Annotated in this window: 9 protein-coding genes and 2 tRNA genes; 4 read left to right on the top strand and 7 right to left on the bottom strand. The window is 69.6% G+C overall.

Annotated elements, in window-relative coordinates; genetic code table 11:
- The first annotated feature begins 22 nt into the window (after positions 1–22).
- The 3 genes from valS (at position 23) to ACIGCK_RS11200 (ending at position 4,975) form a co-directional block, all read left to right on the top strand.
- Positions 23–2,596, top strand: coding sequence for a valine--tRNA ligase (valS, locus tag ACIGCK_RS11210; RefSeq protein WP_396666132.1), 2,574 nt, complete (start codon positions 23–25; stop codon positions 2,594–2,596).
- A gap of 1 nt (position 2,597) precedes the next feature.
- Entirely contained in the window at positions 2,598–2,840 is a 243-nt protein-coding gene (locus ACIGCK_RS11205; protein ID WP_396666130.1) for a hypothetical protein, read from the top strand.
- A gap of 80 nt (positions 2,841–2,920) precedes the next feature.
- The gene (locus ACIGCK_RS11200; RefSeq protein ID WP_396666128.1) at positions 2,921–4,975 is read left to right on the top strand and encodes a M3 family metallopeptidase; all 2,055 of its coding nucleotides are present in this window, start codon (positions 2,921–2,923) and stop codon (positions 4,973–4,975) included.
- Positions 4,976–5,033: 58 nt separating this feature from the next.
- On the opposite strand, the gene clpX is transcribed toward ACIGCK_RS11200, so the two are convergent.
- The 5 genes from clpX to ACIGCK_RS11175 form a co-directional block, all read right to left on the bottom strand.
- On the bottom strand, positions 5,034–6,302 hold the full coding sequence (gene clpX, locus ACIGCK_RS11195) for an ATP-dependent Clp protease ATP-binding subunit ClpX (protein ID WP_330171687.1): 1,269 nt from the start codon (positions 6,300–6,302) through the stop codon (positions 5,034–5,036).
- Between the two features lie 109 nt (positions 6,303–6,411).
- The gene (locus ACIGCK_RS11190) at positions 6,412–7,083 is read right to left on the bottom strand and encodes an ATP-dependent Clp protease proteolytic subunit (RefSeq protein ID WP_396666126.1); all 672 of its coding nucleotides are present in this window, start codon (positions 7,081–7,083) and stop codon (positions 6,412–6,414) included.
- 32 nt (positions 7,084–7,115) lie between these two features.
- On the bottom strand, positions 7,116–7,703 hold the full coding sequence (locus tag ACIGCK_RS11185) for an ATP-dependent Clp protease proteolytic subunit (protein WP_396666124.1): 588 nt from the start codon (positions 7,701–7,703) through the stop codon (positions 7,116–7,118).
- A gap of 147 nt (positions 7,704–7,850) precedes the next feature.
- On the bottom strand, positions 7,851–9,293 hold the full coding sequence (gene tig, locus ACIGCK_RS11180) for a trigger factor (protein WP_396666123.1): 1,443 nt from the start codon (positions 9,291–9,293) through the stop codon (positions 7,851–7,853).
- An 86-nt stretch (positions 9,294–9,379) separates the two neighbouring features.
- A tRNA-Pro gene (locus ACIGCK_RS11175) sits at positions 9,380–9,453 on the bottom strand.
- 228 nt (positions 9,454–9,681) lie between these two features.
- Between ACIGCK_RS11175 and ACIGCK_RS11170 the strand changes: the two genes are divergently transcribed.
- Positions 9,682–9,752 (top strand) — tRNA-Gly (locus ACIGCK_RS11170).
- A gap of 39 nt (positions 9,753–9,791) precedes the next feature.
- Here the strand turns inward: ACIGCK_RS11170 and ACIGCK_RS11165 are convergent.
- Positions 9,792–10,328, bottom strand: a complete 537-nt coding sequence (locus ACIGCK_RS11165) for a gamma carbonic anhydrase family protein (protein WP_396666121.1) — start codon at positions 10,326–10,328, stop codon at positions 9,792–9,794.
- A 10-nt stretch (positions 10,329–10,338) separates the two neighbouring features.
- Positions 10,339–12,492 carry an acyltransferase family protein gene (locus tag ACIGCK_RS11160; RefSeq protein ID WP_396666120.1) on the bottom strand — a complete coding sequence of 718 codons (2,154 nt, stop codon included), beginning with the start codon at positions 12,490–12,492 and terminating at the stop codon, positions 10,339–10,341.
- Between the last annotated feature and the right edge of the window lie 51 nt (positions 12,493–12,543).

Below are 12,543 nucleotides of genomic sequence, written 5' to 3'. Positions count from 1 at the left end.
CATAGCGCGCAAGGAGTCCCCTATGGCCGAAATCCCCGACAAGCCCGCCCTCGAGGGACTCGAGAAGAAGTGGGATGCCGCGTGGAGCGCGAGGGGCACGTACCTCTTCGATCGCGCGAGCGCCGCGGCATCCGGGCGTCAGGCCGTCTTCAGCGTCGACACTCCCCCGCCCACCGCGAGCGGAAGCCTCCACATCGGGCACGTGTTCAGCTATACGCACACCGATGTCAAAGTGCGCTTCGAGCGCATGCGCGGCAAGACCGTGTTCTACCCCATGGGGTGGGACGACAACGGCCTGCCCACCGAGCGCCGCGTGCAGAACTACTACGGCGTGCGCTGCGACCCGACGCTGCCCTACGACCCCGACTTCGCTCCCCCGTTCGAGGGCGGCGACAACAAGAGCACGAAGGCGGCCGACCAGCGACCCATCAGCCGCCGCAACTTCATCGAGCTGTGCGAGAAGCTCACGGTCGAGGACGAGAAGCACTTCGAGGCGCTGTGGCGCGATCTCGGCCTGAGCGTCGACTGGACCCAGACGTACCGCACCATCAGCGACGACACGATCCGCACGAGCCAGCTCGCCTTCCTGCGCAACATCGAGCGCGGCGAGGCCTACCAGGCCCTCGCGCCGACGCTGTGGGACATCGACTTCCGCTCCGCGATCGCGCAGGCCGAGCTCGAGGACCGCGACCAGCCCGCCGCCTACCACCGCCTGGCGTTCCACAGGGCGGACGGCGCCGGCGACGTGCACATCGAGACGACGCGTCCCGAGCTGCTGGCCGCGTGCGTCGCCCTCGTCGCGCACCCCGACGACGAGCGCTACCAGCCCCTGTTCGGCACGACCGTGCGCACGCCGCTCTTCGACGTCGAGGTCCCCGTGCTCGCGCACCCCCTCGCGCAGCAGGACAAGGGCTCCGGCATCGCCATGATCTGCACGTTCGGCGACGTCACCGACATCATCTGGTGGCGCGAGCTCGATCTCCCCAACCGCACGATCATCGGACAGGACGGCCGGGTCATCGCCGAAGCCCCCGACGTGCTGGCGACGGATGCCGCGAAGGCCGCCTACGCCGAGCTGGCGGGCAAGACGGTCTTCAGCGCCAAGAAGCGCATCGTGGAGCTGCTGGCCGAGTCGGGCGAGATGATCGGTGATCCCAAGCCGTTCACGCACGCCGTGAAGTTCTTCGAGAAGGGCGACCGCCCGCTGGAGATCGTCTCGACGCGGCAGTGGTACATCCGCAACGGCGCGCGCGACGAGCAGCTGCGCGAGCGCCTGATCGCGCTCGGCCGCGAGGTCTCGTGGCACCCCGACTTCATGCGGGTGCGGTACGAGAACTGGGTCGGCGGCCTCACGGGCGACTGGCTCGTCTCCCGTCAGCGCTTCTTCGGCGTGCCGATCCCGGTCTGGTACGCGCTCGACGACGACGGCGAGCGGGACTACTCCCGTGTGCTGACCCCGGATGCCTCGGCGCTGCCGATCGACCCGACCACGCACGTTCCCTCGGGCTACACCGAGGACCAGCGCGGCGTGCCCGGCGGGTTCGACGCCGAGACCGACGTCTTCGACACGTGGGCGACATCGAGCCTCACGCCCCAGCTCGCGGGCGGCTGGCAGCGCGACGAAGAGCTCTGGAACCTCGTGGCGCCGTTCGACCTGCGCCCGCAGGGGCAGGACATCATCCGCACGTGGCTGTTCTCGACGCTCCTGCGCAGCGCCCTCGAGGACGACCGGGCGCCGTGGACGGATGCCGCCATCAGCGGCTTCATCGTCGACCCCGACCGCAAGAAGATGTCCAAGTCCAAGGGCAATGTCGTGACGCCCGCCGACATCCTCGCGCAGCACGGGTCCGACGCGGTGCGGTACTGGGCGGCATCCAGTCGCCTGGGCACCGACGCGGCCTTCGATCCGCAGAACCCGACCCAGATCAAGATCGGCCGGCGCCTCGCGATCAAGGTGCTGAACGCGGCGAAGTTCGTGCTGACCTTCCCCGTACCGGGCGACGCGCATATCACCGACGCCCTGGATGCCGCGATGCTCGCCACCCTCGACGACGTCGTGGCGCAGGCCACGAAGGCCCTCGACGCGTACGACCACGCCCGGGCGCTCGAGGTCACCGAGTCCTTCTTCTGGACGTTCTGCGACGACTACCTGGAGCTCGTGAAGGAGCGCGCCTACGACCCCTCCGACACGGGTCAGGCATCCGCCGCGCTCGCGCTGCGGACGGCGCTCGACACGCTGCTGCGCCTGCTCTCCCCCGTGCTCGTCTTCGCGACCGAGGAGGCGTGGTCGTGGTTCCATCACGGCTCCGTGCACGGCGCGCCCTGGCCCACCCCGGGCGGGGCGCCGGGAGACCCCGCGATCCTGACGGCGGCGAGCGAGGCGCTCATCGCGATCCGGCGCGCCAAGACGGAGGCGAAGCTCTCCCAGAAGACGCCGGTGGATGCCTTGACCCTCGCCGCACCCGCGGCGACCCTCGGCGCCCTGCGTCAGGTCGAGGGCGACCTCCGCGCGGTCGGCCGCATCGAGCGGCTCGAGCTCGCAGAGGCCGAGAGCACCCACGTCGCCGCGATCGAGTTCGCGGAGAGGGAGGACTGAGATGCAGCTCGGAACCCGCTGGAACGCCGGGGCCCAGCCGCCCGCGGCCGTGCCGCGCACGCTGTGGGACACGATCGCGCAGGTCGAGACGCTCAGCCTGAACGCGGGCGACCCGCCGCCGCGCTGGACGCTCACCTGGCTCGAGGGGCGCCCGATCGCCGAGCTCGACACGGGCGTCATCGTGACGACGGACGCGAGCGGCGCCGCCGTCGTGCAGCACGACCCCGAGGACGACTTCGCCTGATCGCGGTGGCCGCTCCGGCCCCAGCCCTGGACGGAAGGCCGGCTCACCCTCGCCCTAACACCCGGCGATACGCTGGCCGGATGGCCGAGAACAGCAATCCCCTGCTCGCGGGATCCGCCCTCCCCTTCGGGCTGCCCGATTACGACGCGATCCTCCCTGAGCACTACCTCCCGGCCTTCCGCGCGGCGTTCGCCGCTCATCGCGACGAGATCGCGGCGATCACCGGGAACGCCGCCGCCCCCACGTTCGAGAACACGATGGAAGCGCTCGAACGGTCGGGCGAGGCGCTGGACCGCGTCGCCCGCACGTTCTACACCGTCAGCTCCGCCGATGCGACTCCCGAGATACAGGCGATCGACGAGGAGCTCGCCCCCCTCATGTCCGCGCATCGGGACTCCGTGCAGCTGGATGCCGAGCTGTACGCGCGGGTGCGGGCCCTCGCCGAGCAAGCCGACACCCTCGGTCTCACACCCGAGCAGCGTTACCTCATCGAGCGCCACCACCGCGAGATGACGCTCGCGGGTGCCGCCCTGGACCCGGCGAGCAAGGAACGGCTCACCGCCATCAACCAGCGGCTCTCATCGCTGACGACGACGTTCGAGAAGAACCTGCTCGCCGACACCAACGATCTCGCGGTCTTCTTCGACGACGCGCGCGAGCTCGACGGGCTCTCCGACGCCGAGCTGTCCGCGGCGGGCCAGGCCGCGGCCGACCGCGGACAGCCGGGACGCTTCGCCGTCACGTTGACGCTCTTCACGGGGCATCCCTATCTCGCCGTGCTCACCGATCGCGAGAGCCGCCGCCGCCTCATGGCCGCGTCCCGCGCACGCGGCATCCGCGGCGGGGCGAACGACAACCGCGAGGTGCTGCTCGAGATCGTGCGCCTCCGCGCTCGGCGCGCGGCGATCCTCGGCTTCCCCAGCCACGCCGCGTACGTCACCGCCGACGAGACGGCAGGCAGCCCGGAGGCCGTGCACGACCTCCTTCGCCGGCTCGCGGCGCCCGCGGCCCGCAACGCCCGCCGTGAGGCCGAGAAGCTGCAGCGCATCATCGACGAGGGCGACGACCGCTTCGAGCTCGCCGCACACGACTGGGCGTTCTACACCGAGCAGGTCCGGATCGCCGAGTACGACATCGACACGAGCGCCATGCGGCCGTGGTTCGAGGCCGAACGGGTGCTTCAGGACGGGGTGTTCCGCGCGGCATCCGAGCTGTACGGTCTTCGCTTCCCCGAGCGTCACGACCTGCACGCGTACCACCCCGACGCCCGCGTCTTCCAGGTCGATGAGGCCGACGGCACGCCGCTCGGCCTCTTCGTGCTCGACCTCTACGCCCGCGACACCAAGCGCGGCGGCGCGTGGATGAACTCGATCGTCGCGCAGGCGGGCCTGCGCGGCGACGCTCCCGTCGTCGTCAACAACCTCAACGTCGCCAAGCCCGCCGGGGGCCTGCCCACTCTGCTGACGCTCGATCAGGTCACGACGCTGTTCCACGAGTTCGGGCACGCCCTGCACGGCCTCTTCGCGACCGTCACCTACCCGCACTTCGCCGGTACCAGCGTGTGCCGGGACTTCGTGGAGTTCCCGAGCCAGGTGAACGAGATGTGGATCCTGTGGCCGGAGATCCTCGCCTCTTACGCCCGTCACGTCGAGACGAACGAGCCCTTGCCGGAGGACCTCGTGGAGCGGCTCCGCGCGACCGGGAGCTTCAACCAGGGCTTCGCGACGAGCGAGTACCTCGCGGCGGCCTGGCTCGATCAGGCGTGGCACTCCCTCAGCGAGGCGGATGCCGCCGCCGTCACCTCCGTGGAGGAGTTCGAAGCCCGCGCCCTCGCCGATATCGGGCTCGACGACCCGGCCGTCCCGCCCCGCTACTCCTCCACGTACTTCGCCCACATCTTCTCGGGCGGGTACAGCGCCGGGTATTACTCCTACATCTGGAGCGAGGTGCTCGATGCGGACACAGTCGAGTGGTTTCGCGAGAACGGCGGGCCCACCCGCACGGCCGGCGCTCGCTTCCGCGCCCGGCTCCTCGCGGTCGGGGGCTCGAAGGACCCCCTTGAGGCGTACCGCGATTTCCGGGGCCGCGAGGCCCGCATCGAGCCCCTGCTCCAGCGGCGCGGCCTCACCGGCTGAACGGCGCACGCGGCGGGATGCACCGGCTGAACGGCGCGCGCATCCCGACCAGGTGCAGCTAGGCGCTCTTCTTCGCCTGCTTGAGGACGAAGGTGGGCGCCGCGCCGTCCTCGACCGCAGCGCGGGTGACCACGACCTTCGCGATGTTCTCGGCGGACGGGATCTCGAACATGATCGGGCCGAGCACGTCCTCGAGGATGGCCCGGAGACCACGGGCGCCGGTCTTGCGCGCCACGGCGAGCTCCGCGATGGCCTCGAGCGCCTCCCGGTCGAACTCCAGATCGACGTCGTCGAGCTCGAACATGCGCTGGTATTGCTTGATGAGCGCGTTGCGCGGTTCGGTGAGGATCTCGATGAGGGCCTCCCGGTCGAGCGGCGCGACCGAGGCGACGATCGGCAGACGCCCGATGAACTCGGGGATGAGCCCGAACTTGTGCAGGTCCTCCGGCAGCACCTCGCTGAAGAGGTTCTGCACGTTGTCCTTGTCCTGCAGCGGCGCCCCGAAGCCCACGCCGTGCTTGCCGACCCGCGAGGAGATGATCTCCTCGAGCCCTGCGAACGCGCCCGCAACGATGAACAGCACGTTCGTCGTGTCGATCTGGATGAACTCCTGATGGGGGTGCTTGCGCCCTCCCTGGGGTGGCACGGACGCGACGGTGCCCTCGAGGATCTTCAGCAGCGCCTGCTGCACACCCTCGCCCGAGACGTCGCGCGTGATCGAGGGGTTCTCCGCCTTGCGGGCGATCTTGTCGACCTCGTCGATGTAGATGATGCCGGTCTCGGCGCGCTTCGTGTCGAAGTCTGCGGCCTGCAGCAGCTTGAGAAGGATGTTCTCCACGTCTTCGCCGACGTAGCCCGCCTCGGTCAGCGCCGTGGCGTCCGCGACCGCGAACGGCACGTTGAGGCGCTTCGCGAGCGTCTGCGCCAGGTAGGTCTTGCCGCAGCCGGTGGGGCCGAGCAGCAGGATGTTGCTCTTGGCGACCTCGACCTCTTCGGCGCGCTGCTCGGCGGGCTTGATCTCGCCGTGGGCCCGGACGCGCTTGTAGTGGTTGTAGACGGCCACCGACAGCGCGCGCTTGGCGTCTTCCTGGCCCACGACGTACTCGTCGAGGAAGGAGAAGATCTCGCGGGGCTTGGGCAGATCGAAGTCGGAGACGACGCCCGAGCCGGATTCGGCCATGCGCTCCTCGATGATCTCGTTGCACAGCTCGACGCACTCGTCGCAGATGTAGACGCCGGGGCCGGCGATCAGCTGCACGACCTGCTTCTGGCTCTTTCCGCAGAACGAGCACTTGAACAGATCGGCGCTCTCTCCGATGCGTGCCATCCGGCCCTCCTCGTGCGTTGCCGCCTGGATGATGCTGTGTGTCGAGCCTAATAGGAAGCCCCGGCATCCGGTCGCATTGACGGATGCCGGGGCGAACCTGTGGAGAGGACTACTTCGTGATCGCCGCGGGCGTGCGCTTGCGGGTCGTGAGGACCTGGTCGACGAGGCCGTACTCGAGGGCCTCGGACGCGCCGAGGATCTTGTCGCGGTCGATGTCCTTGTTGACCTGCTCCTGCGAGCGGTTGGAGTGCTTCGACAGCGTCTCCTCGAGCCACGTGCGCATGCGCAGGATCTCCTGGGCCTGGATCTCGATGTCCGACGCCTGCCCGTGACCGGCCTGGCCCATGGCCGGCTGATGGATCAGGATGCGGGCGTTGGGCAGCGCGAGCCGCTTGCCGGGCGCACCGGCCGCGAGGAGCACCGCCGCGGCCGAGGCGGCCTGGCCGAGCACGACGGTCTGGATCTGCGGCGAGACGTACTGCATCGTGTCGTAGATCGCCGTCATCGCGGTGAACGAGCCACCCGGCGAGTTGATGTACATCACGATGTCGCGGTCGGGGTCCTGGCTCTCGAGCACGAGCAGCTGCGCCATGACGTCGTCGGCCGATGCGTCGTCGACCTGGACGCCCAGGAAGATGACCCGGTCCTCGAAGAGCTTGTTGTACGGGTCCTGACGCTTGTAGCCGTACGCGGTGCGCTCTTCGAACTGGGGCAGGATGTAGCGCGATCCAGGCATCTGCAGGGCCTGCGGCGAAGGGGTTCCGAAGGTGGGGGTGTGCATCGCTTTGTCGTCCTTGTCTCTCGCCTCGAACCTCACGCGGCCGTTCCGCCGCCGCCGGTGACGTCGACGGCGTGCTCGCGGATGTGGTCGACGAAGCCGTAGGCCAGCGCCTCGTCGGCGGTGAACCAGCGGTCGCGGTCGCCGTCCTCGTTGATCTGCTCCACGGTCTTGCCCGTCTGGGCCGCCGTGATCTCGGCGAGGCGGTTCTTCATCGAGATGATGAGCTGAGCCTGCGTCTGGATGTCGCTGGAGGTGCCACCGAAGCCTCCGTGGGGCTGGTGCAGCAGCACACGGGCGTTGGGCGTGATGTAGCGCTTGCCCTTCGTGCCGCTGGTCAGCAGCAGCTGACCCATCGACGCCGCCATGCCGATGCCGACGGTCACGATGTCGTTCGGCACGAACTGCATCGTGTCGTAGATCGCCATGCCGGCCGTGATCGAGCCGCCGGGCGAGTTGATGTACAGGTAGATGTCCTTCTGAGAGTCCTCGGCGGCGAGAAGCAGGATCTTGGCGCAGATCTCGTTCGCGTTCTCGTCGCGCACCTCCGAGCCCAGCCAGATGATGCGATCTCTCAGCAGTCGGTCGAAAACACTCGTGGCGACCAGGGGTTCCGCGGCCATTCTCACTCCATTCCGGTGGTGCGTCGTTATGACCCTACCGGCGGCATTTGCGCCGATCGGTCGTGTTCGCCGTGGGCAGATCGGCGGTGCGCTCGGGAACGACGACGGGGGCGGATGCCGCGGCATCCACCCCCGTCGTCGTTCGCCTCACTCGGCGGTGTCGGCCTTCTTCTTCGCGGCCTTGCGGGTCTTCGGCTTCTCCTCGGCGGCGGCCTCCGACTCGGCGGGAGCGGCGTCTGCCTCGGCGTCGGCCGCCGAGTCCGCGATCTCCTGCGCCTCCTCGGCGACCTCTTCCTCGGCCTCGGGCTCGTCGTCGACGGCGACGAAGCCGGCCAGGTCGACCGCCTTGCCGTTCGTGTCGACGACCGTGACCTTGCCGAGCGCCACGGCGAGGGCCTTGTTGCGGGCGACCTCGCCGACGAGCGCGGGCAGCTGGCCGCCCTGCTGGATCGCCTGCATGAACTCCTGCGGGGCCATGCCGTACTGCGCGGCCGACTGGATGATGTACTGCGTCAGCTCGTCCTGCGAGACCTGGACATCGGCTTCTTCGGCGATCGCATCGAGCAGCACCTGCGTGCGGAACTGCTTCTCGCTCGCCTCGGTCACCTCGGCGCGGTGCTCGTCGTCCTCGAGCCGGCCCTCGCCCTCGAGATGGCTGTGCACCTCGTCCTCGACGAGCTTCGGCGGCACGGGGATGTCGAGCTGCTCGAGCAGCGTCTCGATGAGCTTGTCGCGCGCGGCGGAGCCCTGCGTGAAGACGGACTGCTGGCTGACGCGCTCGACGAGGCTCTCGCGGAGTTCGGCGATCGTGTCGAACTCGCTCGCGATCTGCGCGAAGTCGTCGTCGGCCTCGGGCAGCTCGCGCTCCTTGACGGCCTTGACGGTGACGGTCACCTCGGCCTCCTCGCCGGCGTGGTCGCCGCCGACGAGCTTGGAGCGGAAGGTGGTCTCCTCGCCCGCCGTGAGCGACTCGAGCGCCTCGTCGATGCCCTCGAGCAGCTCGCCGGAGCCGATCTCGTACGACACGCCGCCGGCGCGGTCGATCTCGGAGCCGTCGATCGTGGCGACGAGGTCGAGCTCGACGAAGTCGCCCGTCTTCGCGGGACGCTCGACGGTCACGAGGGTGCCGAAGCGGCCGCGCAGGCGCTCGAGCTCCTCCTCGACGGCGGCCTCGTCGACCTCGACCGCGTCGACGGTGAGGGTGATCCCCTCGAGCTCGGGAACCGTGATCTCGGGGCGCACGTCCACCTCGACGTCCACCAGCAGATCGCCCGAGAAGTCCTTCTCGTTCGGCCACTCGATGATCTCGGCGGCCGGGCGGCCCACGACGCGCACGTTGTGCTCGGTCACGGCCTCGCGGTAGAAGGTGTCGAGGCCCTCGTTGACGGCGTGCTCGATGACGGCACCTCGGCCGACGCGCTGGTCGATGATCGGCGCGGGGACCTTGCCCTTGCGGAAGCCGGGCACCTGGACGTCCTGCGCGATGTGCTCGTAGGCGTGCGTGATGCTGGGCTTGAGCTCGTCGGGCGAGACCGTGATACGCAGCTTCACGCGCGTGGGGCTGAGCTGCTCGACGGTGCTGTTCACCATGCTGGTTGTTCTCCTCGTGATGATCGCGCGCGCGGACGCGCGGCGGGTGAAGGTCTGTGCGTGAGGTCTGTTCGGGGATCCGTGCGTCGGGGCGACAGGATTTGAACCTGCGGCCTCCCGCTCCCAAAGCGGGCGCTCTACCAAGCTGAGCTACGCCCCGGGCGGCGCCGTGCGTGAGCACGGGCACGAAACGGCCCCGTGAAGTCTAGCCGACGGGCGCCGTTCGCCCCATTCGGCGACGTGTGCACGAGCGGGCGGCGTCCGCTGCGGACCATACGGCCCGCGTCGAGGGCACGCCCCGGACTCCGTTAGACTGATGGATGCCGCGGCTTCCGCGCGCGGACCGACACAACTGAACACTCACATCCGGCGGACACCCGCCGAATGCGGGGCTGTAGCTTAGTGGTAAAGCCTTAGTCTTCCAAACTAATGATGCGGGTTCGATTCCCGTCAGCCCCTCCGACTTTTCACTGCCCGCCGACTTCGCCACGGCCGGGCTCAGCCGAGTGCGGCGGCGTGCGTGGCGGAATGGGCGCGATAGATCTCGGCATTGCGCAGGATGCTCGCCCGCTCCTCGTCCGTCAGCTCGCGGCGCACCTTCGCGGGCACGCCCGCGACGAGCGAGCCCGGCGGAATGACGGAGCCCTCGAGCACCACCGCTCCCCCGGCGATGAGGCACCCCTCGCCGACCACGGCGCCCGACAGCACGACGCTGCCCATCCCGATCAGCGTCCCGTCGCCGATCGTGCAGCCGTGCACGACGGCGTTGTGGCCGACCGATACGTTCTCGCCGATCACGACGGGGTGCGCGGCATCCACGTGCACCGAGACGTTGTCCTGCAGGTTGCTGCCCGCGCCGATCGTGATGGCGGCGGAGTCGGCGCGCAGAACGGCGTTGTACCAGGCGCTGGATCCCTCCGACATCTCCACCGCGCCGACGATGCGGGCGCCGGGGGCGACGAAGGCGGCGGGGTCGAGCGCCGGCGAGAGTCCTCCGGGCAGGGCGAGGATCGTGGCATCCGGGGCGATGGTCATGCCCCCGACACTATTGCGTGAGGCTGCCGTCGCGTCCCATCGCCCCGCGCAGCGCGGCCGCGTACGAGGGCGCGAGCGTGTCGGCGAAGGTCACCGTGAGGTGGTCCTCGTCCCGGTAGACGTTCGCGCCGCCCACGACGGGCGAGCACTGCGCGTCGTCGCAGTAGACGTCCGTGAAGTCGAGCAGCGTCACCCCGGACATCCCCTCCGCGGCGTCCCGCACGGGGTCGTTCTCGGAGAGCACGGCATCCCGCGCGCCCGCGCAGGCATCGATCCCGCGCGTGCGCAGGCACTTGTTGGGGTCGTTCTCCCACACGGGGTTGTCCACGACGGTGACGACGGGGATGCCGCGGTCGATCGCTCCCCGCCAGGCGTCGCGGTACCCCGCCACCGCGGCGTCGTGCACGCTGTCGAAACCGGCCGACGAATACGGGGTCGTCGACAGCGCTGCGGTGAAGATGACGTCGGGATCGCGCTCCTCGAGCACCTCGGCGGCGTTCTGCCGCCACTGGTCGCACGCGGCCCCGAAGGCGCCGGGCGTGACGAGAGACGTCGTCGACCACGGGCACGCCCCCTTGAACAGCGTGGTCAGGCGCCACCCGTTCTCGACGGCGATGCCCTCGAACGTCGACAGCAGCTGGAAGGCGTGGCTATCGCCGATGAGCACCACCTCGGGCGCCTCGGGGTCGTCGACGCCGAACTCGCACGTCACCGGCCGGGTGTCGTTGAGCTGCACGAAGCACTGCTCGTCCGAGGGGCGATCGGCGGCGGCGAACCCCGGCGCGGGGAGGACCTGGTCGCCGAAGTCGACCGTCGCGCACGCGGGGTCGAGCACGCTCGCCGCGCCGAAGCACTCCGGCGGGTTCTCCCGGGTCTGCTCGATCGCCTGGACGCCCGCCCGATAGGCGGGGGCGTTCACGGCCCAGGCGCCTGCCGCCACCGCCGCCACGACGACCATCGCGACGAGCGACGACCAGAGCGTCACCCGCGGACGGCGCGACGTGAGCACCTTCCAGGAGCGTGCCGGGTCCTCGACGAAGCGCTTGGTGAGCCAGGCGAGAACGAAGCAGAGCGCCAGCAGGGCGACGCGGTGGTAGATGGAGAGCCCCCAGAACGGCACCGAGGGGGCGATGACGATGAGCGGCCAGTGCCACAGGTAGAGGCTGTAGGAGATGTCGCCGACGAACCGCGCGGGACGGAGGGAGAGCACCCGGGTGGGGTACCACCACCGATCGGCGTTGGATGCGGCGATGACGGCCGCCGCCCCGAGCGTCGGGATCGCCGCCATGTACCCGGGGAAGGGCGTCTGGGCGTCGAAGGTGAACGCGGTGAACACCAGCGCGGCCATCCCCGCCCACCCGAGGAGGAAACTGCCCGCCGCGTGACGGATCTGCAGCACCGGGACCAGTGCGATGACGGCGCCGACGCCGAACTGCCACATGCGACCGAACGTGACGAAGTAGGCCGGCGCGGGGTCGGTGATGGTGAAGATGACGTTGAAGACGAAGGATGCCGCGGTCACGGCGACGATCGCCACGAGCACAGCCCTGCGGCGCGCCCCGCGGAACCTCGTCACGCCGATCCACGCCGCCGCCAGCAGGATGAGGGGCCACAGCACGTAGAACTGCTCTTCCAGCGAGAGCGACCAGTAGTGCTGCACCGTCGTGGGCTCGCCGGTGTGGGCGAGGTAGTCGGCGGAGTTCAGCGCGAGGAACCAGTTCTCGACGTAGAACGTGGAGGCGAGGATCTCGCGGATCTCGGTGGGCAGCGACGACAGCGGGAACAGATAGGGGGTGCCCACGACCAGGGCGCAGAACAGCAGCACCAGGAGGGATGCCGGCAGCAGCCGGCGCGCGCGTCGCGCCCAGAACTGCGCGAGTCGCACCCCGCCGGTGGCCTCCAGCTCCCGCATCAGGTGCCCCGTGATCAGGAATCCGGAGATGACGAAGAAGACGTCGACGCCGACGTATCCGCCCGAGAGGCGCCCCGGCCAGAAGTGGTAGAGCACGACGAGGAGGACGGCGATGGCGCGCAGGCCCTGAACGTGAGGGAGGAACCGCGACGGCTCGGCGTGCTCGGGGGACCTTCCGCTCGGCTCACGGGTCACCGTGCGAGACGGTGAGCGCAGGTTCTGGGGGCCGAGTTCATGATCAGCGGAGGGCACCAGACGACGCTACCGGCTGCGCCCGCGGACCCTCGCATTTGCCCGTGTTTC

Origin of the sequence: Microbacterium sp. NPDC078428, from assembly GCF_044542535.1 — a bacterium.
In the GTDB taxonomy this organism is placed as follows: Bacteria; Actinomycetota; Actinomycetes; order Actinomycetales; family Microbacteriaceae; genus Microbacterium; species Microbacterium limosum.
Note: the sequence above shows the minus strand (reverse complement) of the source record. Positions and strands in the feature narration are given on the sequence as shown.

Excerpts from the sequence above, each read along its gene's own strand:
- valS (WP_396666132.1), top strand. The coding sequence starts at position 23 with ATGGCCGAAATCCCCGACAAGCCCGCCCTCGAGGGACTCGAGAAGAAG.
- ACIGCK_RS11205 (WP_396666130.1), top strand. The coding sequence starts at position 2,598 with ATGCAGCTCGGAACCCGCTGGAACGCCGGGGCCCAGCCGCCCGCGGCC.
- ACIGCK_RS11200 (WP_396666128.1), top strand. The coding sequence starts at position 2,921 with ATGGCCGAGAACAGCAATCCCCTGCTCGCGGGATCCGCCCTCCCCTTC.
- clpX (WP_330171687.1), bottom strand. The coding sequence starts at position 6,302 with ATGGCACGCATCGGAGAGAGCGCCGATCTGTTCAAGTGCTCGTTCTGC.
- ACIGCK_RS11190 (WP_396666126.1), bottom strand. The coding sequence starts at position 7,083 with ATGCACACCCCCACCTTCGGAACCCCTTCGCCGCAGGCCCTGCAGATG.
- ACIGCK_RS11185 (WP_396666124.1), bottom strand. The coding sequence starts at position 7,703 with ATGGCCGCGGAACCCCTGGTCGCCACGAGTGTTTTCGACCGACTGCTG.
- tig (WP_396666123.1), bottom strand. The coding sequence starts at position 9,293 with ATGGTGAACAGCACCGTCGAGCAGCTCAGCCCCACGCGCGTGAAGCTG.
- ACIGCK_RS11165 (WP_396666121.1), bottom strand. The coding sequence starts at position 10,328 with ATGACCATCGCCCCGGATGCCACGATCCTCGCCCTGCCCGGAGGACTC.